A 21,357-nucleotide genomic window follows, 5' to 3' on the forward strand; every position below is an offset into this window, starting at 1 on the left:
CGTGCGGACCACCTCCCTGGGCCGGTCCGGGCCGGCCGTCTCGGCGCTCGGCCTCGGCGGGCTCCCGCTGGCCGGCGCCTACGGCCCGGCGGACGACCCCGCCGCGATCGTCCGGCACGCCCTCGACCTCGGCGTGACCCTCTTCGACACCGCCGACTACTACGGCCGCGGGGCCGGCGAAGAGGTCCTCGGCCGCGCCCTCGGCCGCCGGGGCGCCGGCCGTCGCAGCGGCGTCGTCCTCGCCACCAAGACCGGAATCCTCCACCGCGACGGCGGCCCGCCCGGCCTCGACGGCAGCCCCGAACACCTGCGCCGGGCCTGCGAGGCCTCGCTGCGCCGCCTGGGCACCGACCGGATCGACCTCTACCACCTCGCCCGGATCGACCCGCGGGTGCCGGTGGAGGAGTCGATGGGCGCGCTGGCGGAGCTGGTCGCGGCCGGCAAGGTCGGCCGGGTGGGCCTGTGCGAGGCCGCGCCCGCCACGCTGCGCCGGGCGCACGCCGTCCACCCGGTCAGCGTGCTGCAGACCGAGTACTCGCTCTGGGAGCGGCACGTGGAGGCGGAGATCCTGCCCGCCTGCCGGGAGTTGGGCGTCACCCTGGTCGCCTACCGGCCGCTCGGCTCGGGCCTGCTGGCCGGCCGGCGGGTCGACCCGCGGACGCTGCCTCCCGGCGACTTCCGCCACCGCGACCCGCGGTTCGCCCCCGGGAACCTGGGCCCCAACCTGGCGCTGGCCGACGGGCTCACCGCGCTGGCCCGGCAGGCCGGCACCGGCCCGGCCGAACTCGCCCTCGCCTGGCTGCTCTCGCACGACGGCGTGCTGCCGATCCCCGGCACCCTGGACCGCGCCCACCTGGAAGCCGACCTCGGGGCCGCGGAGCTGCGGCTGGACGAGGCCGTCACCAAGGCCCTGGACGGCCTGCTGCCCCCGCACGGCCCGGCCGGCGAGCGCTACCCGCCGGGCCTGCTGGCCACGGTCGACCACGGCTGACCGCCCGTCAAGAACTGGGGCCCGAGCCGTTGTCCACGGCTCGGGCCCTCGCTCCGTCGGTGGCTCAGGACGCCGGGATGGTGCTCTCGAAGCAGTGCAGGTACGGGCCGATCTGCCGCACCCCGCCGAGCTCCAGCCCGGCCTCGGCGATCAGGGCGGACAGGCCGGCCCGGGTGTGCTTCTTGCCGCCCACGTTGAGCAGGAGCAGCAGGTCCATCGCGGTGGTGAACCGCATCTCCGGGCTGCCGTCCACCAGGTTCTCGATCACCACGACCCGGGCGCCGGCCGGCGCCGCGGCCCGGACGTTGCGCAGGGTGGTCACGGTGCTCTCGTCGTCCCACTCCAGGATGTTCTTCAGGAGGTAGAAGTCGGCCTTCACCGGGATGCTGTCGCGGCAGTCGCCCGGCAGCAGCGTCGCCCGGTCCGCGAGGGCGCCGCCGGGGCGCAGCCGCCCGTCCGCACCGGCGACCACGTCGGGCAGGTCGAGCAGGGTGCCCCGCAGCTGCGGGTGGCGCTCCAGCAGCGTGGCCAGGACCAGGCCCTGACCGCCCGCGATGTCCGCGAACGTGGCGGCCCCGCCGAGGTCGAGGGCGTCCGCCACCGTCCTGGCGGACAGCCGGCTGGACTCCGTCATGGCGCGGTCGAAGATCTCGGCGGAGGCGGGGGCGTCCTCGTGGAGGTAGGTGAAGAACTCCTTGCCGAACACGTCCTGGAAGACGCCCTTGCCGGTGCGCACCGACTCGTCGAGCAGGCCCCACACCGCCCAGGTCCACGGTTCGGTGGCCCACAGGACCATGTTGCGCAGGCTGCGCGGGGCGTCCTCGCGCAGCAGCCGGGACGCCTCGGTGTGGGCGAAGCCGTCCGGGCCCTCGGTGAGGACGCCGTGGGCGACCAGCGCCCGCAGCAGCCGCAGCAGCGCCCCGGGTTCGGCGCCGACGGCGGCCGCGAGTTCCCCGGCGGTGGTCGGGTGCTCGCCGATGCCGTCCGCGACGCGCAGCCGGGCCGCAGCCCGGACGGTCGCCGCGTACGCGCCGCTCATGGCCAGTTCGCGAAGTCGCATCACGGCGGTGAAGCCGGAGGCCTCGGTGTCGTTCATCTGTGCTGCCTCTCCTCAACTCGGGCGGGATCCCGGACGGGTCCGGGGGCGGCTCGGACGTACGGAGCGGCGGCCGGGAACGCGGGCTCCCGGCCGCCGCGGTGCGGTCGTCGGCTACTGGCCGGCGGGGAACGCCGGGATTTCGAGGCAGGGCTCGAACTCGGCGGTGGCGTGCTTCATCAGCAGGCCCACCCGGTCGCGGAACCCGGCGCCCTGGAGGGCCGCCGCGTGGGCCTCGCGGCTCTCCCAGGTGCCGGTCTCGATCAGGACGTTCTCGTCCTTCAGCGACTTGTACAGGGTGTGCGACACGAAGCCGGGACGGCTCTTCATGTAGCCGGTGATCTCGCCCAGCAGCCGCTCGAACTCGGCCCGGTCACCGGTGACGGTCAGCTTGTTGACGATGGTCAGCATGGTTCCTCCTGAAGGGGTTCGGTACGGACGGGCGGTGCGCCGTCCCGGTACGGACGGCGCGTCGTGCCGCCCCGGTACGGGCGTCGCGTTGTTGCGCGGCGCCGGGGTCAGTCGAGTTCCCGGTGGCCGATCGCGAGGTACTCCCGCAGTTCCTTGCCGGGGTGGTTGCGGGCCCATTCGCCGACCTCGCGCATCTTCGCCGGGGTCGGGTCGATGAAGCGGGTGGCGGGATCGGTGAAGCCGAGCGCGGGGAGCATCCAGTCGGACTCCCGGATCCGCGCCTGCATCCGCTGCGCGGCCTCCTCGCTGCCGAGTTCGCCGGCCTCGACCTGCTCGCAGACCTCGACCAGTTCGGTGAACAGCTCGTGGTAGAAGTCGGTCGGGCACCACAGGCCGGGGTAGCGGTCGTCGTCGAGGGCGCGGCAGTGCGCGTCGTCGCCGGTGGCGACGGTGCGGGCGATCGCGGTGGCCAGCCGACGGCCGCCGAGGATGCTGGCGCTGCCCCAGAGCCGGAACACGCAGTCCCACAGCCGGTGGTCGGCGAAGGCGATGAACGAGGAGTTGACCAGTTTGTCGTTGTAGTCGAGCAGGCCCTGCTCCAGGCGCTCGACGTACTCGAACCGCTCGGGGGCGAAGTCGTCCTCGCGCAGCGCGTCCATGAGCCGCCAGGACAGGGTGTTGATGATCTCGCAGGTGTTGGCCAGGCCGCGGGAGAACAGCGGGTCGAGGAAGCCGGCCGCGTGCGACATCAGGCACCAGCGGTCGCCGACGGTGCGGCTGGAGGAGTACTGCATCCGTCCGGTGCGCACCCACTCGCGCACCGGGCGGGCGCCGGCCAGGTGGCGCTCGACCGCGGGGAAGCGCCGCACGTGCAGCCAGAACTCCTCCTCCGGGGTGAGGTCGGAGCGCTCGGGGTAGGTGCGCGGGTCGATCTGGATGCCCACGCTGCACAGCGGGTTGGTGGCGTTCTCGTGATTGTCGAAGGGGATGACCCACATCCAGCCGCGGTCGAAGATGTGGTGCATCGTCCCGTCGTTCCAGCGCTCAGGGGGGCGCTGGCCGGCGGGCACGTCGATGTGGTCGTCGTACGGCCGCACGCCGACGAAGTGGGTGAAGATGGACCGGGCCTGGTGCTTGAGCCGGGTCGGCACCTCGCGCAGGTCCTCCTGGTGGGCCAGCGGGGAGCGGAAGCCGCTCGCGTCCACGAGGTAGCGGCCCTCGTACACCGTGCCGTCGGCGCCGGCGACCGAGACGCCGTCCTTGCGCAGGTCCAGGCGCTCGACCCGGAAGTTCTGCCGGGCGTCGCAGCCGTAGCGGACGGCGGTGTGGAACATGTAGGCGTCGGTGTCCTGGCGGAAGTAGTGCGCGGCGTAGCCGATGACCTCGGGGATCCGCAGCTGGTTGCTCTGGGCCGGGTCCGGCTCCGCGCCCTCCTGGTGGATCTGGAAACCGAAGTTGGTCTTCTGGCCGTGGGAGCTGCTGACGTGCTTGATGGTGTCCGGGAAGCTCGCCAGGTAGCCGATCTCCGGGACGTCGTAGCGCTGGGCGATCAGCCGCAGCAGCGCCAGGGTCTGGCCGATCGTCGACTCGCCGATGGCGAAGCGCGGGTGCTGGGCGCCGTCCAGCAGCAGGGTGCGGAATCCGTGCCGCGCGAGGATCGAGCCCAGCATCGTGCCGGACAGCCCGGTGCCGACGATGATCACGTCGTACGGTTCGGCGGGTCCGGCGGGTCCGGCGGGTCCGGCGGGTCCGGCGGGGTCGGCGGGTTTCACGGGCGACTCCAGTCTCGTGGTCGGTTCCCGACATCGGGTGCGGGGACGGGTGGCGGTGGGGGCGGGTCCGGGCGTGGGGGCGGTCAGGGTCAGTCGGCCGGGGTGAGGCCGGCCCGGCGGGCGGCCTCGTCGAGCACGTCCTCGTCGAGCCGCTCGCCGCGGGCGGCCACGTACGCGTCCGGCCGGACGAGGATCCAGCCGCCCGGCCGGCCGCCGAGCGCGGCCGTCAGCCGGGGGTCGTGGGGCAGCGGGGCCGGGTGGCCCGTGCCGTCCTCCGCCGCGGTGCGGACGGTGCGGACGGACAGCCAGTCCTTGTGCCGGTCGGCCAGGGCGGCGGCCGGTTCGCCGGTGTGTGCCGCGTCCGGACCGGAGAAGACCAGCAGGGTCCAGCCGGGGTCGCGCAGCTCGGCGAGCAGCGCCTGCCAGCCGGGCGTCGCGGAGTGCCGCTCGTCGACCTGGGTGATCCGCTCGCCGGGCGCCGGCCCGGAGCGGGCGCCGGCGGGGGACGGCACGGTCAGCGGGCTGAGGCCGTAGTGCAGGTTGAGGCCGGAGATGCCGCCCAGGAAGCCGCGCTGCACCCGGGCGCGCAGCGGGTGGACGGTGCGCAGGACCCCGAAGAGCAGCGGGAGCAGCCGGTCGGCGACCGGGTTCTTCAGCTGGATCATCCGGGTGGCCCGCTTGGTGGTGGCGAGCAGTTCGGCGCCCACCGGCACCCGCTCCGCGGTGTAGCTGTCCAGCAGGCCCTGCGCGGCCTGGCCGTGCACCACCATGGCGAGCTTCCAGGCCAGGTTGTAGGCCTCCTGGATGCCGGTGTTCATGCCCTGGCCGGAGGCCGGGCTGTGCACGTGGGCGGCGTCGCCGACCAGCAGGCAGCGCCCGACCCGCATCCGGTGGACCATGCGCTGCTGGAAGGTGAAGACCGAGACCCACCGGGGCGGGCCGACCCGGAAGGGCACCCCGGTGCCGGCCGAGAGCATCCGGGTCAGGCGGTCGGCGACGGTGTGCGGGTCGGTGCTGCGGTCGCGCGGCGAGGTGTCCAGCATCCGCCAGCGGCCGGGCTCGGTGAGCGGCACCGCCATCAGCGTCACCCCGCCGGTGCGCACCCAGTAGATGCTGTCGGCGGGCAGCGCGGTCTCCACCCGGGCGTCGGCGAGCATCCAGGTCTCGGCGCTCTCGCCCTCCAGGGGGACGCCGAGGGTCTTGCGGACCAGGCTGTGGCCGCCGTCGCACCCCAGCAGCCACGGCGTGCCGATGTGCTCCCGGGCCCCGCCCGGCAGCTCCAGCCTCGCCCGGACGAAGCCGTCCTCCTGGGCGAGTTCGGTCAGCCGGGTACCCCACTCCACCTCGACCCCGAGCCGGGCCAGGGCGCCGCGCAGGACCCGCTCGGTGTCGGCCTGGTCGACCGCGAGGGTGAACGGGAAGCGGGTGGGGGTGGCCGAGTAGTCGGCGTCGAGCCGGGCCATCCGCCGGCCCCGCTGGTAGAGCGTGAAGGCGGTGATCCGGCGGCCCGCGGCGAGCATCTCGTCCACGATGCCCATGTGGTCGTAGACCTCAAGGGTGCGCGGGTGCGTGGCGATGGCGCGGCTGGTCGTGGGCGGCTCGTCGCGGGCGTCCACGATCCGCACGCGCAGCCCGCGGCGGGTCAGTTCATGGGCCGCCGCCAGGCCGACCGGTCCCGCGCCCACCACGAGCAGCGGGGCGTGCGGCCGACTGGTCGGATCCGTCGTCATACGGCTTACCTCCTCGGCAACGTTCGCGTTCCGGCCGATGCTGGCGACGGCCGTTCGAGGGACGGACGAGGCCGGATGGGCGTCGGCCGGAGCGGGCGCCGCCGCGGGCCCTCCACCACCGCTCGATCGCGGGTTGAGCTCGGCCGTCCATCGTCCGGAAGCACAGATCCGACGGGGACTCGGGGCGGTTCGCACCGGACGCGGGTCACTGCCATGAGGAGGTTGCCGGTGGACCGGCTCGTCGCGATTACCGGAATCGGCGTGGTGGCGCCGGGAGATCCAGGCACGAAGGCGTTCTGGGACCTCGTCGTCTCGGGGCGCACGGCGACCCGGACGATCTCGGGGTTCGACCCGTCGCCGTACCGTTCCAGGATCGCCGCCCAGTGCGTGTTCGACCCGCTGCAGGCGGGCCTCGGCCTCCAGGAGGTCCGCCGGCTGGACCGCGCCGCGCAGCTCGCCGTGGTCGGCACCCGTGAGGCGGTGGCCGACAGCGGGCTCGAACCGGGCCAGGAGCGGCCCGAGCGGATCGCGGTCTGCCTCGGCAGCGCCGTGGGCTGCACCATGAGTCTGGAGGCCGAGTACGCGGTGGTCAGCGACAGCGGCCGCCGCTGGGAGGTGGACCACGCGTACGCGCTGCCGCACCTGCCGGACTACTTCGTGCCCAGCTCGCTGGCGGCCGAGGTGGCCTGGACGGCCGGGGCGGAAGGCCCGGTCAACATGGTGTCGGCGGGCTGCACCTCGGGCCTGGACGCGGTCGGCTACGCCTGCGACCTGATCCGGGAGGGCAGCGCCGACGTGGTGATCACCGGCGGGACGGACGCCCCGATCTCGCCCATCACGGTGGCCTGCTTCGACGCGATCAAGGCGACCTCGACCTACAACGACGACCCCGAGCACGCGATGCGGCCGTTCGACCGGACCCGCAACGGCTTCGTGCTCGCCGAGGGCGCGGCCGTCCTGGTCCTGGAGGAGGCCGAGCGGGCCCGCCGGCGCGGGGCCAAGATCTACGCGCTGATCTCGGGCTTCGCGGCCCGCAGCAACGCGTACCACATGACCGGACTGCGCTCCGACGGACGGGAGATGGCCGCGGCGATCGACGCGGCCCTGGCCGAGGCCCGGCTCGCCCCGGAGGCGATCGACTACGTCAACGCCCACGGCACCGGCACCCGGCAGAACGACCGGCACGAGACCAACGCGTTCAAGCGCGCCCTCGGCGACCACGCCTACCGGACACCGGTCAGCTCGATCAAGTCGATGATCGGGCACTCGCTGGGCGCGATCGGCTCGATCGAGATCGCCGCCTGCGCGCTGGCCATCGAGCACGGCACCGTCCCGCCGACCGCGAACCTGACCGAGCCGGACCCGGAGCTGGACCTCGACTACGTGCCGCTGACCGCCCGGGAGCGCGAACTGGACGCCGTCCTCACCGTCGGCAGCGGGTTCGGCGGCTTCCAGAGCGCCATGGTGCTCACCCGGCCCGGGGCGGTGCGGGCATGAGCGAGCGACGGGGGCACCCGGGCCCGGGGGCGGGCGGAGCGCGGACGGCCACCGGGGGCGCGTCGGCGAGCGCACCCGCCGTCGTCACCGGCATCGGCATCGCCGCCCCCAACGGCCTGGGCACCGAGGAGTGTTGGCGCAGCACGCTGGCTGGCACCAGCGGGATCGGCCCGATCTCGCGGTTCGACGCCTCCGGCTACCCGGTCCGACTGGCCGGTGAGGTCCCGGGGTTCGAGGTGGCCGCACACGTGCCGAGCCGACTCGTCCCGCAGACCGACCGGATGACCCAACTCGCCCTGGCCGCCGCCGACTGGGCACTCGCGGACGCCGGGGTCGACCCGCAGCGGTTCGACGACTTCGAGATGGGCGTGGTGACGGCCAACTCCTCGGGCGGATTCGAGTTCGGCCAGAAGGAGTTGGAACAGCTCTGGGCGAACGGCCCGCAGTACGTCAGCGCCTACCAGTCCTTCGCCTGGTTCTACGCCGTCAACACCGGCCAGCTGTCGATCCGGCACGGGATGTGCGGGCCGAGCGGCGTCACCGTCGCGGAGCAGGCCGGCGGCCTGGACGCGCTCGGCCAGGCCCGGCGGCAGCTCTCCAAGGGCATCCGCCTGGTGCTCACCGGCGGGATGGACGCCTCGCTCTGCCCCTGGGGCCTGGTCGCCCAGCTGCCCTCCGGCCTGCTCAGCGAACAGCCGGACCCGCAGCGGGCGTTCCTGCCCTTCGACACCGCGGCGAGCGGCCAGGTGCTGGGGGAGGGCGGCGCGATCCTGGTCATGGAGCCGGCGGCGGCCGCGCGCGAGCGCGGCGCCCCGCACCTCTACGGCGAGATCGCCGGCTACTGCGCCACCTTCGACCCGCGCCCGGGGTCGGGCCGGCCCTCCCGGCTCCTCGGGGCGATGCGCGGCGCGCTGGACGCGGCCGGGCTGACCGCCGAGCAGGTCGACGTGGTGTTCGCCGACGCCTCCGGGGTGCCCGAGTCGGACCGGGCCGAGGCCGAGGCGGTCACCGCGCTGTTCGGCCCGCGCGGGGTACCGGTGACCGCACCGAAGACCATGTTCGGCCGGCTCAGCTCCGGCGGTGCGCCGGTCGACGTCGCGCTGGCGCTGCTGGCGCTGCGGGACGGAGTGATCCCGCCCTCCGTCAACATCACGGCGCCGGTCGAGGAGTACCGCCTGGACCTGGTCACCGAGGCCCGTCCGGCCCGGCTGCGCACCGCCCTGGTCGTGGCACGCGGTGCCGGCGGCTTCAACACCGCGCTCGTGGTGCGGGCAATCTGACGACCAGTCAAAGGAAGATGACGATCCGTCATCCGCTGGAATCGGAACGAGAGGATTCACCATCGTGAGCGCGTTCACCATCGAGGACCTCAAGCGGATCATGCGCGACTGTGCCGGGGAGGAGGAGTCCGTCGACCTGGACGGCGAGATCCTGGACCTCCGCTTCGAGGAGCTCGGGTACGACTCCCTGGCCCTGATCGAGACCACCAGCCGGATATCGCGCGAGTTCGGCGTGCAGCTCCCCGAGGGGGAGCTCGGTGAGATCGGCACCGTGCGCGAGCTGCTGGAGCTGATCAACCAGAGGTTGTCCGTCCGCTCCTGACCCGTCCGCCCGGACCCACGCCGTACGGCGAACCCGGGGGCCGGTGGCCGGCACCTGCCGAGCCACCGGCCCCCGGCACTCCGTCGCGCCCCAACCCCCTACCCAGCAAGGGAGTCACCGTGCACCTGGCCGCCGGACCGGTCGCGCCGCTCGCCGCCCACGACATGATGGTCTTCCTCCTCCAAGTGGGCCTGCTGCTCGGGCTCGCCGTCGCGCTCGGACGCCTCTTCACCAGGCTCGGGCTCTCCGCCGTCGTCGGCGAACTGTTCGTCGGCGTGCTGCTCGGGCCGTCGCTGCTCGGCCACCTCGCCCCCGGCTTCGCCGAGTGGCTGCTGCCGCACGACCCCGCCAGGTTCCACCTCCTGGACGCCTTCGGGCAGGTCGGCGTCGTCCTGATGGTCGGCGTGACCGGCCTGCAGATGGACCTCGGACTCGTCCGCAGGCGGGGAGCCACCGCCGTCCGGGTGAGCGTCCCCGGGATCCTCGTCCCGCTCGGCCTGGGGATCGGGCTGGCGTACCTGCTGCCCGGCTCACTGCTCGGCACCGTCTCCGACCGGGGCACCTTCGCGCTGTTCGTGGGGGTCGCGATGGGCGTCAGCGCCATCCCGGTGATCGCCAAGACCCTGATCGAACTGGGCCTGCTGCACCGCAACATCGGCCAGCTGATCCTCTGCGCCGTCACCGTCGACGACATCGTCGGCTGGCTGCTGCTCTCGGTCGTCTCGGCGATGGCCACCGTCGGCGTCTCCGGCGGCCGGATCCTGCACTCGATCGCCAACCTCGTGGTCGTGGTGGTGCTCGCCCTGGTGCTGCGCCGCGCCGTCACCGCTGCCGGGCCCCGGATCGCGTCGGGCCCGTCCGTTCCGGCCGTGCTGGTCGGCGCGCTGGTGCTCTCCGCCGCCGGTACCCAGGCGCTCGGCCTGGAGGCCGTCTTCGGCGCCTTCCTGTGCGGACTCGCCCTGAGCGGCACCCCGCTGGCCGACCCGGAGAGGCTCGCCCCCGTGCGCACCGTCGTGGTCTCGGTGCTCGCCCCGGTGTTCTTCGCGACCGCCGGACTGCGGATGGACCTGACCGCCCTCGGCCGGCCCGCGGTCCTGGCCGCCGGTCTCGCGGTGCTCGCGGTCGCGGTCGCCGGCAAGTTCGGCGGCGCCTACCTGGGCTCGCGGCTCAGCCGGATGAGCCACTGGGAGGGCCTGGCGCTCGGCGCGGGGATGAACGCCCGGGGCGTGATCGAGGTGGTGGTCGCCATGGTCGGTCTCAAACTCGGCGTGCTCAGCCAGGAGATGTACACCGTGGTGATCCTGGTCGCCATCGTCACCTCGCTGATGGCGCCGCCGCTGCTGCGCCGGTTCATGGCGCGGATCGAGGAGACGGCGGAGGAGCGGCTGCGCGAGCAGGCGCTGACCCCGGGGGCGGTCGCCGTCCACCTCTGAGCGCGGCCACCCACGAACCGGGCCCGGCCACCCTCCGTGACGGACGGGGCCGGGCCCGGTGGTTCCGCCGCTCAGCCGACGTCGCGGCCGTTGGTGCCCTCCTGCCAGGAGGCGTCCACGCCCCAGGCGACGATCCGCTCCGGGGTGATCCGGATCAACTCCTCGGCGAGGTCCGGGTTGTGCGCCCGCCCGCCGGTGGCGAGCGCGGTGGCCCGGCCGCGGATCTCGACCCCGCGCGCCACCCACGGGTCCGTACCGGCGATGTCGTCGACGACGAAGGACACCGCGGGCTGCTCGGCCACGTCCCGGTACTTGCGGCTGCGGCCGAGGTCGCGGCCGGTGATGTCGATGGTGCCGTCGTCGTTCAGCCGGAACCCGACCGGGACGTTGTGCGGACGGCCGTCGGCGCCGACCGTGGCCAGCCGGCCGATGCGCCGGGACCGCAGGTAGGCGGTCTCCTTCTCGGTGAACGGCATGGGTCTCCTCCTCCGTGGGCGGGTGGGGGTGCGGGCGGGGTTCAGAGCGTCGCGAGCAGGGCCGCGATGAGGGTCCGGGCCTGGACGTTGAGGTACCCGTCGTAGCGCAGCAGCGTCATCGCCTGGTGGACGCTGATCCAGGCGAAGTCCGGGGGGACGTCCAGCGGGAAGTCCTCGGGCACCTCGACGATCCGGTAGCGGGAGCGGGCCTCGAAGAAGCGTCCGCCCTCCTCGGACAGCACGGTGTTGTATCGCACCAGACTCCCGGTGGTGGTCAACGCCTCGGTGAGGAAGCGCGGTTGTCGCTCGGGAGGCAGGCCCGCGTAGTTGTCCGGGCAGCACTGCACGGTCGGCGCGATCTCCGCGACGTCGGCCAGGCCCGCCTCCACCCGGGCGTGCGCGAGCAGGTGCAGCACCCCCTCGACCGGCCGTACCAGGAAGGCGGTGACGCCCAGCCCGATCGGCTCGAACAGCGGCTGGGTCCAGCTGGACACCTCGCGGTTGGCGGCACTCACCGAGGCGGCGATCACCTGGAAGTAGCGCCCCTGCTCGTGCCCGATCCGGTCGGCGGTCCGCTGCCAGCTCTCGATCCGGTCCAACGGCCGGTAGCTCTGGGCCAGTTCGCTGGTCGCCCGGATCCGGGTGAGCCAGCTCAGCACGTCGGTCAGCGACTGGTACGCGCCCTGGTCCTCCACCCGGGGGCCGAGCGGGATGGACGAGAGCACGGTGCGGGCGTCCATGTTGACCACGTCGTCGAAGCCCATCAGCCGGTGGATCTGGCCGAGCGTCAGCCACCGGAACTCCGGCGCCTCGGGCGGCTCCTCGTCGGTCTCCACCACGATGTTGCGGTTGCGCTTGCGCAGGAACCACGCCCCCTGCTCGGACTGCAGCGAGTCGAGCAGCACCTTCCCGCCGGTGGGCGGCACGAAGTGCTCCAGGAAGGTGATCGGCCGGCCCCGGTGCACCCCGGTGTAGTTGCTGCGGGTGGCCTGCACGGTGGGGGACAGCTGCACCGAGTTGATGTTCCCCGGCTCCATCTTGGCCTGCATCAGGAAGTGCAGGACGCCGTCGAACTCCTTGGCGACGAAGCCGAGGATGCCGATCTCCGGCTGGTTGATGATGGGCTGCATCCAGTGGGCCGTGTCCGTCCGGATGTCGAGCCCCTGGATGGTGAAGAACCGCCCGCTCTCGTGCCCGAGGTCGCCGTTGGAGGCGTCGAAGCCCCAGCCGGCCAGATCGGCGAACGGGATGCGGGTGACCTCGTGGCGGAAGATCCGCCGGTTCTCCTCCAGCCAGGCGAGGATCGCGCGGTTGGGCGTCACCGGGCTGTCGGTGGCGGCCGCCGAGCGGGTGAAGCGGCGGATCAGCTCGGTGCGGTCGGCGACGTCGGAGCCGTGCCGCAGGCCGGTGGCGGTCAGCGGGGCGGGAGTCATCGCGCCACCCGCACCCGGGTCAGGTCGCCGACGATCAACTGCTGCCGGGCCGCGGCCGGTTCGGCGTGCAGTTCGGCCCGGCGGCCGATCAGCGAGCCGTCCAGTCCGCGCACCCCGGTGATCGTGGTGCCCTCCAGCACGATCGAGTTCTCGATGCCGGTGGCGTCCAGCATGCAGCCCGGCCCGACCGACGTGTACGGGCCGAGCCGGCTGTCCCGGACCACGGTGCCCGCGGCGACGGTGACCGGGCCGGTCAGCTGCGAGCGGACCACCTCGGCGCCCTCCGCCAGCACCACGTCACCGGTGAGCACCGAATGCCGGTCGACGCTGCCGCGGACGTCCCGCCGCAGGGTGTCCAGGACCGCGCGGTTGCAGTCCAGCAGCCCCTCGACGGTCCCGCTGTCGCGCCAGAACCCGGCGTACTCCAGGGCCCGGACGTCGCCCCCCTCGGCGATCAACTCGCCGATGGCGTCGGTGATCTCCAGCTCGCCGCGACGGCTGGGGCGCAGGTCGCGCACGGCCCGGTGGACCGCCGGGGTGAAGAAGTAGACCCCGATCAGCGCCAGGTCGCTCGGCGGCCGCTCGGGCTTCTCCACCACGGCGTCCACCCGGCCGTCCGCGCCGAGCGAGGCGACGCCGTACGCGGACGGGTTGGCCACCTTGGTCACCAGGACCTGGGCGTCCGGCCGGGTCTCCCGGAACACCGCGGCGGCCTCGGCCACCCCCTCGGTCAGCAGGTTGTCGCCGAGGTACATCAGGAAGTCCTCGTCGCCGAGGAAGTCCGCCGCGATCGCGACGCAGTGCGCCAGGCCCAGCGGCCGCTCCTGGTGCAGGTAGGTGAGCCGCAGGCCCAGCGTGGAGCCGTCGCCGAACACGCCCGCGATCTGCTCGGCGTGCGGACCGACGATGACGCCGACCTCCTCGATGCCGCAGTCGCGGATGTTCTCCAGGCAGTGTCCGAGCACGGGCTTGTTCCCCACCGGGACGAGCTGCTTCGGTATCGAGTACGTGAGCGGGCGCAGGCGGGTGCCTGTCCCTCCGGACAACAACAGAGCCCTCAAGGTGCCTTCTCCTCACCGCCGCGGCACCGGAGGCCGGGCAGGCTCCGGAGCGGTTCGCCCCGGCCGGATACGGAAAGCGTGGGACCGTCGCGGCGTGCACCCGGCGCGGGACCGGCCCGCGCCGGGAGCACACAACGGCTCCAGGCGGGACGATGCTTGGGGCTCGCGTTCGAGGGGCGTTCAAGCCAGCCCTCGCCGCGGCTCCGGCCCAGCCCTCGCGCCGTCGTCGCCGAGCCCTCCTGCAGCCCCCACGCCGCCGGTGCGCGGCCCGGCTGGACGGGGCCTCCAGCGGGCGGCGACAGGCTGGCCCACGACACCGACCGGCCGTACAGCGGAGGCGACGATGGACCAGACCCGAACCGAGCCGCGCGTCCTCAGGACGGGCGTGCTCGGCTGCTCCGACATCGCGTGGCGCCGGGCCCTGCCCGCGCTGGTCGCGGACCCCGCGGTGGAGCTGGTCGCGGTGGCCAGCCGGGACGAGGCCAAGGCCCGCCGCTTCGCCGGGCACTTCGGCTGCGAGGCGGTCACCGGCTACCGCGCCCTGGTGGAGCGCGCCGACGTCGACGCCCTCTACGTCCCGGTGCCGGCCGCCCTGCACGAGCCGTGGGTGGAGACGGCGCTGCGGGCTGGCAAGCACGTGCTCTGCGAGAAGCCGCTGACCGTCGACGCGGTGGCCAGCCGACGGCTGGTCGAGCTCGCCGCCGCCCGCGGGCTGGTGCTGCTGGAGAACTTCATGTTCCAGTTCCACGCCCAGCACCGGGCCGTCCGGGACCTGCTCGACCAGGGCGCGATCGGTGAACTGCGTGGTCTGAGCGCGGCGTTCACCATCCCGGCGCTGCACCCCGACGACATCCGCTACCGGCCCGAACTCGGCGGCGGCTGCCTGCTCGACGTCGGCGGCTACCCGATCCGCACCGCCCAGCTCTTCCTGGGCCCCGAGCTGCGGGTGGCCGGCGCGGTGGCCGTCCGCGACCCCGGCTCCGGCGTGGACGTCGCGGGGGCCGCGCTGCTGGTCTCCCCGGAGGGCGTCGGCGCCCAGCTCACGTACGGGATGGCGCACGGCTACCGCGCGGCCTACGAGCTGGCCGGCAGCGAGGGGCGGATCGTCCTGGACCGGGCCTACACCCCGCCGGCGGACCACCGGCCGGTGCTCCGGGTGGAGAGCAAGGGCGGCACCGAGGAGATCGTGCTGCCCGCCGACGACCAGTGGGCCAACCTGGTGCGGGCGTTCGCCGCGGCCGTGCGCGGGGAACGGCACCTGGACCGCTACACCGAGGCGACGCTGCGGCACGCCGTCCTGACCGGGGAGATCCAGCGGGCCGCGGCCGCCGGCCCCCGGTGACTCCAACGGGCTTCGACCGAACGTCCGCACCATCGACCGCGAACGGGCCCCGCGAGGCGGGCGAGCCCGCGGCCGCGCCTACTGCCGGGAGGAACGAAGGTGAACGACCGCCGCGATCTACTGATCGAACAGGTCCGGGAGTACCATCGCGAGATCAGCGTGGAGCAGGAGTTCGTACCGGGCGTCACGCCGCTGCTGCCGGCCGGTGCCGTGCTGGCGGAGGAGGACCGCGTCGCGCTGGTCGAGGCCGCCCTCGACCTGCGGATGACGTCCGGCGAGATCTCGGTGCGCTTCGAGCGGAAGCTGGCCCGCCACCTCGGCCTGCGCAAGGCCCACATGGTCAACTCCGGCTCCTCGGCGAACCTGCTCGCCCTGTCCGCGCTCACCGCGCACGAACTCGGCGACCGCCGGCTCTGCCCCGGCGACGAGGTGATCACGGTGGCGGCGGGCTTCCCGACCACGGTGAACCCGATCATCCAGAACGGCCTGGTGCCGGTCTTCGTCGACATCGAACTGGGCACGTACAACACCACCCCGGAGCGGGTCGCCGCGGCGATCGGGCCGCGCACCCGGGCCATCATGATCGCCCACCCGCTGGGAAACCCCTACCAGGCCGAGGAGTTGGCCGACCTCGCGCGCGAGCACGGGCTCCACTTCGTCGAGGACAACTGCGACGCGCTCGGCTCCACCTACCGGGGCCGGCTGACCGGCACCTTCGGCGACCTCAGCACGGTCAGCTTCTACCCGGCGCACCACATCACCACCGGCGAGGGCGGCTGCGTGCTGACCCGCAGCGTCAGCCTGGCACGGCTGGTGGAGTCCTACCGGGACTGGGGCCGGGACTGCTGGTGCGCCCCCGGCAAGGACAACACCTGCCTGAAGCGCTTCGACCACCAGCTGGGGACGCTGCCGCACGGCTACGACCACAAGTACATCTTCTCCCACATCGGGTACAACCTGAAGTCGACGGACCTCCAAGCAGCGCTGGGCGAAGCCCAGTTGACCAAGCTGGACGAGTTCGGCCGGCTACGGCGGCGCAACTGGGCCCGGCTGCGCGAGGCGCTGGACGGGCTGCCCGGCCTGCTGCTGCCCAGCCCCACCCCGGGCAGCGACCCGAGCTGGTTCGGTTTCGTGCTCACGGTGCTGCCGGACGCCCCGTACACCCGGGCCGAACTGGTGGCCTTCCTGGAGGCGCGGGCGATCGGCACCCGGCGGTTCTTCGCCGGCAACCTCACCCGCCAGCCGGCCTACACCCACGCCCACTACCGGGTCGCCGGGTCGCTGGAGAACAGCGACACCGTCACCGAGCACACCTTCTGGATCGGCGTCCACCCCCGGCTCACCCCGGAGATGGTGGACTACCTCGCCGACTCCGTCCGGGAGTTCGTGACCTCCCGGCGCAGCCCGGTGCTGGCCGTCCCGGACGGCCCCGGGCGGGCGGGCGCCTGACGGCCGGGGGCCCGGGGCCGCAGACCAATGACCGTACCGATCGAGGAGCTGCTGTGCGTGTGATCGTGAATGCCCTGGTGCTCACCCATCTGATGCCGATGGTGCCGGTCGCCTGGGGGCTGCGGCTGGCCGGCCACGACGTGCTGGTGGTCGGCGACGCGGAGGTGGCCAGAGCAGCGGGCCGGGCCGGCCTGCCGAGCCGCCGGGTCGGCCCGGCGGACGGCGGCGCCGAGCGCTGGAGTCGCCCGCTGGTGGCCAAGTCCCCGTTCGCCGTGGCCGGTTCGGGCAGCAACCGGCCGAGCGAGGAGCCCCCGTGGGCGCAGATGGGGCAGCGCTGGCTGGCCCGGCTGGACACCTACATCGACGAGTACCTGGAGCTGGCCCGGGTCTGGCAGCCGGACCTGATCATCACCGACCCGCTGGAGTGGGGCGGGCTGGTGCTCGGCGGCGTGCTCGGCGTGCCGGTGGTGCTGCACCGCTGGGGCCTGGACAACATGAGTTCCTCGCTGCTGAAGCCCGGCAAGCTGGCGCTGCACGAGCTGTGCGCACGGCTGGGCGCGCCGGAGGGCCTGCCCGACCCGGTGCTCGTCCTGGACCCGTGCCCGCCCAGCGTGCAGTCCCCGAACGTGACCCCGGGCGAGCCGGTGCGCTTCGTGCCGTACAACGGGACGGCGTCGCTGCCGGACTGGGTGCTCGGCCCGCGCCCGGCGCGCCGGGTGTTCGTCAGCCTGGGTGCCTGGGGGACGGGGCGGCTGGCCGAACAGGGCAAGCTGGACTCGATCGTGGACAGCATCGCCGCCGCGGTCCACGAGGTCGACGACGTCGAGGCGGTGCTCTTCCTGGAGGAGCGCTTCCGCGAGACGCTCGGGCCACTGCCCGGGACGGTCCGGGTCGCCGACCCGCTGCCGGTCAACCTCTGCCTCCCGTACGGCGACGCGATCATCCACCACGGCGGCTCCGGCACGGCGCTCACCGCGTTCTGCTACGGAGTGCCGCAGCTGGTGCTCGCCCAGGACGGGCCGCTGCTCGTGCCGAACGCCGAGCGGGTCGAGGCCAGCGGCGGCGGGCGGGGCATCGTCGACGAGCGGGAGCGGGACGACCCGGCGGCGATCGGCAAGGCCCTCGGCGAGATCCTCACCGAGGAGCGTTTCCGGGAGGGGGCCGACCGGATCCGCCGGGAGATGGCGGCCATGCCCTCGCCCGGCCTGCTGGGCGACCTCCTGGAGGGGATCGCACTGGGCTGACCGGCGCCGACGACGCGCAGCGCCGCCCGCCCCGGATCCCGGGCGGGCGGCGCTGCGCGTCGTGACGGTGCGGTCGGCCGCTCAGGCGGACCACGGCGGGGCCGAGAGGTACTCCAGCACCGCGGTGCCGAACTGGAGCCCGGGGCCGACCCCGGCCATCAGGTAGGTCTCGCCCGGCTTGATCAGCTGCTGCTCGATCAGCCGGTCGAAGCAGATGACCTGGTCGCCGGTGCCGACGTGGCCGAGGTCGCGTCCGAGCCGGTAGGTGGAGCGCTCCTCGGTGAAGCCGAACAGCGGCAGGAGCCGCTCGGCGACCACGGCGCGGCTGGCGTTGATGTGCCCGATCCAGGAGATCTCCGACATCGAGCCCAGCCCGGCGTCGACCACCGTCCGGTCGTTCAGCTCCTGCTGCCCGTTGAGCAGCAGGTCCTTCAACTCCTTGGCGAGCGGGGAGTGTTCGACGAAGTGGACGCTGCGGGCCCGCAGGTCCATGGTCTGGGCCGAGAGGTCCGTCGGCGGCCAGATCGGCACCCCGGAGCGGTGCAGTTCCTCCAGCTGCGGAACGGCCTGCACGCCCACCGACCGCAGCCGGGCGAACCCGGGCCGCTTGGACAGCAGCACGGCGACCGCGGCGTCGCCCAGGACCATCCCATTGAGGTGCGACCAGCGGTCGACCAGCGGCCCGGAGAAGTTGTCCGAGCCCACCACCAGGACGGAGGCGTTCTCCGGCGCGGCCCGCAGCTGGCCGACGGCGAGCTGCACGGCGCTGAACAGGCCGGTGCAGTGGCCGCGCAGCTCGACCGCCGGCGCCGAGCCGCCGATGGTGTTCCGCTGGATGTACGAGGCCGGGCTCCAGCCGTTGGGGCCCTGGTGGAACCCGGTCGCGTAGAGGACGAAGGAGACGTCCGCCGGGTCCGCCCCGGAGCGGTCGAACGCGTGGCGCACGGCGTGCACCGCCATGTCCACCGGGGCCATGTCCCCGGCTATCGGCACCTCGTCGATCTCGTTCGCGGCGAAGTCCTCGGCCGAGTAGACGCCCTCGTCGACCGCCGTGGCCGCGTTCTTCTTCTCCGGCAGGTAGATCCCGATTCCCTCGATGAAGACATCACCAACCCGCATCTGGCCCCCTCCTCAGTGATCACTCGTCGGCATGCGCCGCCAGCCTCCCGGCGGCGGCTGGAGGGTCCGTCCAGCACCGCTGGAGGGCCGCCCGGCCGTGTCGATCGCCAAGGATGCCGTCGAACCCGTCGAGGCTCAAGTATTCGTGGAGAAGGACGAGTTGGGCCGAGTCTCAGGTGTGCACCGGGTCGCCCGCGGCCACCCGGACGGTGCGTGTGCGGCCGCCCGGGCCGGTGCGGTCGGGCAGCCGCCGCGCCTCACAGGAAGTAGAGGCGGTTGAGCGGGACGCTGTCGGCGGGCTCCGAGCGCAGCGGGGTGCCGTCCAGGGTGACCAGGCCGTTGCGCGGGTCGACCAGGACGTCGCCGAGGCGGGTGTTGCGGACCAGGTCGCGCGGCCCGATGCCGCGGGTGCCCCGGACGGCGACGCGGCGGCGGCGGGTCGTCATGGCGTCGTAGGGGCGGTCGGGGGTGCCGGACTCGGCGGCGGCCCGGCTGGTGAAGGCGACCGACAGATCGGCCGGGGTGGCGCCGTGGGCGCCGAACAGGGGCCCCAGGAGGAGCGGTTGGCAGGTGTCGGTGGAGCCGTTGGGATCGCCGGTGACGCCGTACGCGGGGAAGCCGGCCTTCAGGACCATCTGCGGCTTGGCGCCGAAGGAGGCGGGGCGCCACAGCACGATGTCGGCGAGCTTGCCGATCTCGATCGAGCCGACCTCGTGCGAGAGTCCGTGTGCGATGGCCGGGTTGACGGTGAGCTTGGCGATGTAGCGCAGCACGCGCTCGTTGTCGTCGCCGCTCTCGGTCGTCCCGTACGAGCCGGTGCCGTCGAGCGGGCCGAGTTCGGCCTTCATCTTGCCCGCCACGGCGAAGGTGCGGCGCACCGTCTCGCCCGCTCGGCCCATGCCCTGGGCGTCGGAGGAGGTGATGCCGATGGCCCCGAGGTCGTGCAGGACGTCCTCGGCGCCCATGGTGCCGGCCCGGATGCGGTCGCGCGCCATGGCGGCGTCGCCGGGCAGGTCGGTCTTCAGGCCGTGGACGGAGACGATCATGCCGAAGTGCTCGGCGACCGCGTCCCGGCCGAAGGGGAGGGTGGGGTTGGTGGAGGAGCCGATGACGTTCGGCACGCCCGCCATCTTCAGCACGTCGGGGACGTGTCCGCCGCCGCAGCCCTCGATGTGGAAGGCGTGGACGGTCCGGCCGTCGAGGACGCGCAGGGTGTCCTCGACCGACAGGCACTCGTTCAACCCGTCGGTGTGCAGCGCCACCTGGACGTCATGGACTTCGGCGACGCCCAGTGCGGTGTCCAGTGCGCGGGTGTGCGCGCCCATGTCCTCGTGCACCTTGAACCCGCAGGCGCCGCCCTCGGCCAGCGCCTCCACGAGCGGGGCCGGGTGCGAGGACGAACCGCGGCCCAGGAAGCCGATGTTGACCGGCCAGGCGTCGAAGGCGTTGAACGCGTGGCGCAGCGCCCAGGGCGAGTTGACGCCGACGCCCCACGCGGGGCCGACCTCCTGGCCGATGATCGTGGTGACGCCGGAGGCCAGCGAGGCCTCCATGATCCGCGGGGACATCAGGTGGACGTGGGTGTCGACGGCGCCGGCGGTGGCGATCAGTCCTTCGCCGGAGACGATGGTGGTCCCGGTGCCGACGACGACGTCCACGCCGTCCAGGGTGTCCGGGTTTCCGGCCCGCCCGATCGAGGCGATCCGCCCGTCGCGGATGCCGATCGAGGTCTTGCGGATGCCCTGGACGGCGTCGATGACCAGCACGTTGCTGATCACCACGTCGCAGGTGTCCCGGACGGCGGCGGCCTTGAGGTGCAGGCCGTCCCGGGCGGTCTTGCCGAAGCCGACCAGGAACTCGTCGCCCGGTGCCTGGGAGTCGGACTCCACGCGGACGACCAGGCCGCTGTCGCCGAGCCGGACCCGGTCCCCGGCGCGCGGGCCGTGCACGGCCGCGTATTCGGTCGCTTCGATGCTGCTGCTCACGACTGCTGCTCCTGTCCGTCGTCGCCCGCTCCGAGGTAGCCGTGCTCGGCCGCGCGGCGCAGGGCTTCGCGCCGTACCCGCGGCGAGTCCAGCGGCCCGTCGACCAGCCCGGCGAAGCCGATCGCGACCCGCTCGCCGCCGATCGGCACCAGGCCGACCTCGACGGTGGCGCCCGGGTCGAAGCGCACCGAGGCGCCGGCCGGGACGGCGAGGTGCAGGCCGTAGGCGGCGGCGCGGTCGAAGGCCAGGCGCGGGTTGGCCTCGAAGAAGTGGAAGTGCGAGGTGACCGAGACCGGCACGTCGGAGGTGTTGCGCACGGCGAGCGTGCGCACCGGCTCCGGCCCGGTGGCGGCGGCCCCGTCGGGGACGACGGCGCCGGGCGCGGCCCCGCCGAGGGTGCCGCCGCCGAACGGGTCGGCGATGACGACGAGCCGGGTGCCGTCCTCGAACACCGCCTCGACGTGGATCTCGGTGACCAGGTCCGGCACGCCGGGCAGGACGTCGGCGGGGGAGAGGACGGAGCTGCCGAGCGCGACGGCCTCGGCCAGCCGCAGGCCGTCGCGGGCGGCCTCGCAGACGGTGTCCGAGATGAGCGCGGTGGCCTCGGGGACGTTGAGCCGCAGGCCGCGGGCGCGGCGGGCGCGGGCCAGCTCGGCTGCCGTGAAGATCAGCAGCCGGTCGCGTTCGGTGGGGGTCAGCTGCACGGGGGTTCCCTT

The 21,357-nt window shown here is 73.6% G+C and carries 18 protein-coding genes; 8 read left to right on the forward strand and 10 right to left on the reverse strand.

The features are described from left to right. The first annotated feature begins 1 nt into the window (after window position 1). The gene (locus tag ACZ7KX_RS01390; RefSeq protein WP_470324688.1) at window positions 2-991 is read left to right on the forward strand and encodes an aldo/keto reductase; all 990 of its coding nucleotides are present in this window, start codon (window positions 2-4) and stop codon (window positions 989-991) included. Between the two features lie 64 nt (window positions 992-1,055). On the opposite strand, the gene ACZ7KX_RS01395 is transcribed toward ACZ7KX_RS01390, so the two are convergent. The 4 genes from ACZ7KX_RS01395 to ACZ7KX_RS01410 form a co-directional block, all read right to left on the reverse strand. Continuing rightward, the gene (locus ACZ7KX_RS01395; protein WP_470324689.1) at window positions 1,056-2,087 is read right to left on the reverse strand and encodes a methyltransferase; all 1,032 of its coding nucleotides are present in this window, start codon (window positions 2,085-2,087) and stop codon (window positions 1,056-1,058) included. Window positions 2,088-2,201: 114 nt separating this feature from the next. Then, complete coding sequence (locus tag ACZ7KX_RS01400) at window positions 2,202-2,498, reverse strand: antibiotic biosynthesis monooxygenase family protein (RefSeq protein ID WP_350521953.1); 297 nt, start codon at window positions 2,496-2,498, stop codon at window positions 2,202-2,204. Window positions 2,499-2,605: 107 nt separating this feature from the next. Continuing rightward, window positions 2,606-4,270: an NAD(P)/FAD-dependent oxidoreductase gene (locus ACZ7KX_RS01405; protein WP_470324690.1), complete on the reverse strand. Its 1,665-nt coding sequence runs from the start codon at window positions 4,268-4,270 to the stop codon at window positions 2,606-2,608. 89 nt (window positions 4,271-4,359) lie between these two features. Then, window positions 4,360-6,000, reverse strand: a complete 1,641-nt coding sequence (locus ACZ7KX_RS01410; RefSeq protein ID WP_470324691.1) for an FAD-dependent oxidoreductase — start codon at window positions 5,998-6,000, stop codon at window positions 4,360-4,362. A 213-nt stretch (window positions 6,001-6,213) separates the two neighbouring features. Here ACZ7KX_RS01410 and ACZ7KX_RS01415 point away from each other — a divergent pair, with 213 nt between their 5' ends. The 4 genes from ACZ7KX_RS01415 (at window position 6,214) to ACZ7KX_RS01430 (ending at window position 10,532) form a co-directional block, all read left to right on the forward strand. Further along, on the forward strand, window positions 6,214-7,497 hold the full coding sequence (locus tag ACZ7KX_RS01415) for a beta-ketoacyl-[acyl-carrier-protein] synthase family protein (RefSeq protein ID WP_470324692.1): 1,284 nt from the start codon (window positions 6,214-6,216) through the stop codon (window positions 7,495-7,497). Further along, window positions 7,494-8,777 carry a ketosynthase chain-length factor gene (locus tag ACZ7KX_RS01420; RefSeq protein WP_470324693.1) on the forward strand — a complete coding sequence of 428 codons (1,284 nt, stop codon included), beginning with the start codon at window positions 7,494-7,496 and terminating at the stop codon, window positions 8,775-8,777. The genes ACZ7KX_RS01415 and ACZ7KX_RS01420 overlap by 4 nt, the downstream gene beginning before the upstream one ends. A gap of 64 nt (window positions 8,778-8,841) precedes the next feature. Then, window positions 8,842-9,099, forward strand: a complete 258-nt coding sequence (locus ACZ7KX_RS01425) for an acyl carrier protein (protein WP_470324694.1) — start codon at window positions 8,842-8,844, stop codon at window positions 9,097-9,099. Window positions 9,100-9,218: 119 nt separating this feature from the next. Further along, the gene (locus ACZ7KX_RS01430) at window positions 9,219-10,532 is read left to right on the forward strand and encodes a cation:proton antiporter (protein WP_470324695.1); all 1,314 of its coding nucleotides are present in this window, start codon (window positions 9,219-9,221) and stop codon (window positions 10,530-10,532) included. A gap of 71 nt (window positions 10,533-10,603) precedes the next feature. On the opposite strand, the gene ACZ7KX_RS01435 is transcribed toward ACZ7KX_RS01430, so the two are convergent. The 3 genes from ACZ7KX_RS01435 to ACZ7KX_RS01445 are packed head-to-tail and all read right to left on the reverse strand — an operon-like array spanning window position 10,604 to window position 13,502. Continuing rightward, a complete protein-coding gene (locus ACZ7KX_RS01435) occupies window positions 10,604-11,008 on the reverse strand; it encodes a PPOX class F420-dependent oxidoreductase (protein ID WP_470324696.1) in 405 nt (134 codons plus the stop codon). Window positions 11,009-11,049: 41 nt separating this feature from the next. Beyond that, window positions 11,050-12,441 carry an NDP-hexose 2,3-dehydratase family protein gene (locus tag ACZ7KX_RS01440; protein WP_470324697.1) on the reverse strand — a complete coding sequence of 464 codons (1,392 nt, stop codon included), beginning with the start codon at window positions 12,439-12,441 and terminating at the stop codon, window positions 11,050-11,052. Then, window positions 12,438-13,502: a glucose-1-phosphate thymidylyltransferase gene (locus ACZ7KX_RS01445; RefSeq protein WP_470324698.1), complete on the reverse strand. Its 1,065-nt coding sequence runs from the start codon at window positions 13,500-13,502 to the stop codon at window positions 12,438-12,440. Before ACZ7KX_RS01445 ends, ACZ7KX_RS01440 begins: the two co-directional genes overlap by 4 nt. A gap of 343 nt (window positions 13,503-13,845) precedes the next feature. Here ACZ7KX_RS01445 and ACZ7KX_RS01450 point away from each other — a divergent pair, with 343 nt between their 5' ends. From ACZ7KX_RS01450 to ACZ7KX_RS01460, 3 genes are all read left to right on the forward strand, one after another. Next, window positions 13,846-14,844 (forward strand): Gfo/Idh/MocA family protein, encoded by a 999-nt coding sequence (locus tag ACZ7KX_RS01450; protein WP_470324699.1) that lies wholly within the window; start codon window positions 13,846-13,848, stop codon window positions 14,842-14,844. A 99-nt stretch (window positions 14,845-14,943) separates the two neighbouring features. Further along, complete coding sequence (gene rfbH, locus ACZ7KX_RS01455; RefSeq protein WP_470324700.1) at window positions 14,944-16,293, forward strand: lipopolysaccharide biosynthesis protein RfbH; 1,350 nt, start codon at window positions 14,944-14,946, stop codon at window positions 16,291-16,293. A gap of 53 nt (window positions 16,294-16,346) precedes the next feature. Then, the gene (locus ACZ7KX_RS01460) at window positions 16,347-17,537 is read left to right on the forward strand and encodes a nucleotide disphospho-sugar-binding domain-containing protein (RefSeq protein ID WP_470324701.1); all 1,191 of its coding nucleotides are present in this window, start codon (window positions 16,347-16,349) and stop codon (window positions 17,535-17,537) included. A gap of 81 nt (window positions 17,538-17,618) precedes the next feature. Here ACZ7KX_RS01460 and ACZ7KX_RS01465 read toward each other — a convergent pair whose 3' ends face one another. The 3 genes from ACZ7KX_RS01465 to ureA form a co-directional block, all read right to left on the reverse strand. Further along, complete coding sequence (locus ACZ7KX_RS01465) at window positions 17,619-18,656, reverse strand: ketoacyl-ACP synthase III family protein (RefSeq protein ID WP_470324702.1); 1,038 nt, start codon at window positions 18,654-18,656, stop codon at window positions 17,619-17,621. Between the two features lie 257 nt (window positions 18,657-18,913). Next, window positions 18,914-20,641 carry an urease subunit alpha gene (locus tag ACZ7KX_RS01470; protein ID WP_470324703.1) on the reverse strand — a complete coding sequence of 576 codons (1,728 nt, stop codon included), beginning with the start codon at window positions 20,639-20,641 and terminating at the stop codon, window positions 18,914-18,916. Further along, window positions 20,638-21,345: an urease subunit gamma gene (gene ureA, locus ACZ7KX_RS01475; protein WP_470324704.1), complete on the reverse strand. Its 708-nt coding sequence runs from the start codon at window positions 21,343-21,345 to the stop codon at window positions 20,638-20,640. The genes ACZ7KX_RS01470 and ureA overlap by 4 nt, the downstream gene beginning before the upstream one ends. Window positions 21,346-21,357 lie beyond the last annotated feature (12 nt).

This window comes from Kitasatospora sp. NPDC038210 (genome assembly GCF_055600605.1).

What these genes read in the sequence shown, in the direction of transcription:
- ACZ7KX_RS01395 (WP_470324689.1), bottom strand. Translation starts at nt 2,087, where the DNA reads ATGAACGACACCGAGGCCTCCGGCTTCACCGCCGTGATGCGACTTCGC.
- ACZ7KX_RS01400 (WP_350521953.1), bottom strand. Translation starts at nt 2,498, where the DNA reads ATGCTGACCATCGTCAACAAGCTGACCGTCACCGGTGACCGGGCCGAG.
- ACZ7KX_RS01410 (WP_470324691.1), bottom strand. Translation starts at nt 6,000, where the DNA reads ATGACGACGGATCCGACCAGTCGGCCGCACGCCCCGCTGCTCGTGGTG.
- ACZ7KX_RS01415 (WP_470324692.1), top strand. Translation starts at nt 6,214, where the DNA reads ATGAGGAGGTTGCCGGTGGACCGGCTCGTCGCGATTACCGGAATCGGC.
- ACZ7KX_RS01420 (WP_470324693.1), top strand. Translation starts at nt 7,494, where the DNA reads ATGAGCGAGCGACGGGGGCACCCGGGCCCGGGGGCGGGCGGAGCGCGG.
- ACZ7KX_RS01435 (WP_470324696.1), bottom strand. Translation starts at nt 11,008, where the DNA reads ATGCCGTTCACCGAGAAGGAGACCGCCTACCTGCGGTCCCGGCGCATC.
- ACZ7KX_RS01440 (WP_470324697.1), bottom strand. Translation starts at nt 12,441, where the DNA reads ATGACTCCCGCCCCGCTGACCGCCACCGGCCTGCGGCACGGCTCCGAC.
- ACZ7KX_RS01450 (WP_470324699.1), top strand. Translation starts at nt 13,846, where the DNA reads ATGGACCAGACCCGAACCGAGCCGCGCGTCCTCAGGACGGGCGTGCTC.
- ACZ7KX_RS01465 (WP_470324702.1), bottom strand. Translation starts at nt 18,656, where the DNA reads ATGCGGGTTGGTGATGTCTTCATCGAGGGAATCGGGATCTACCTGCCG.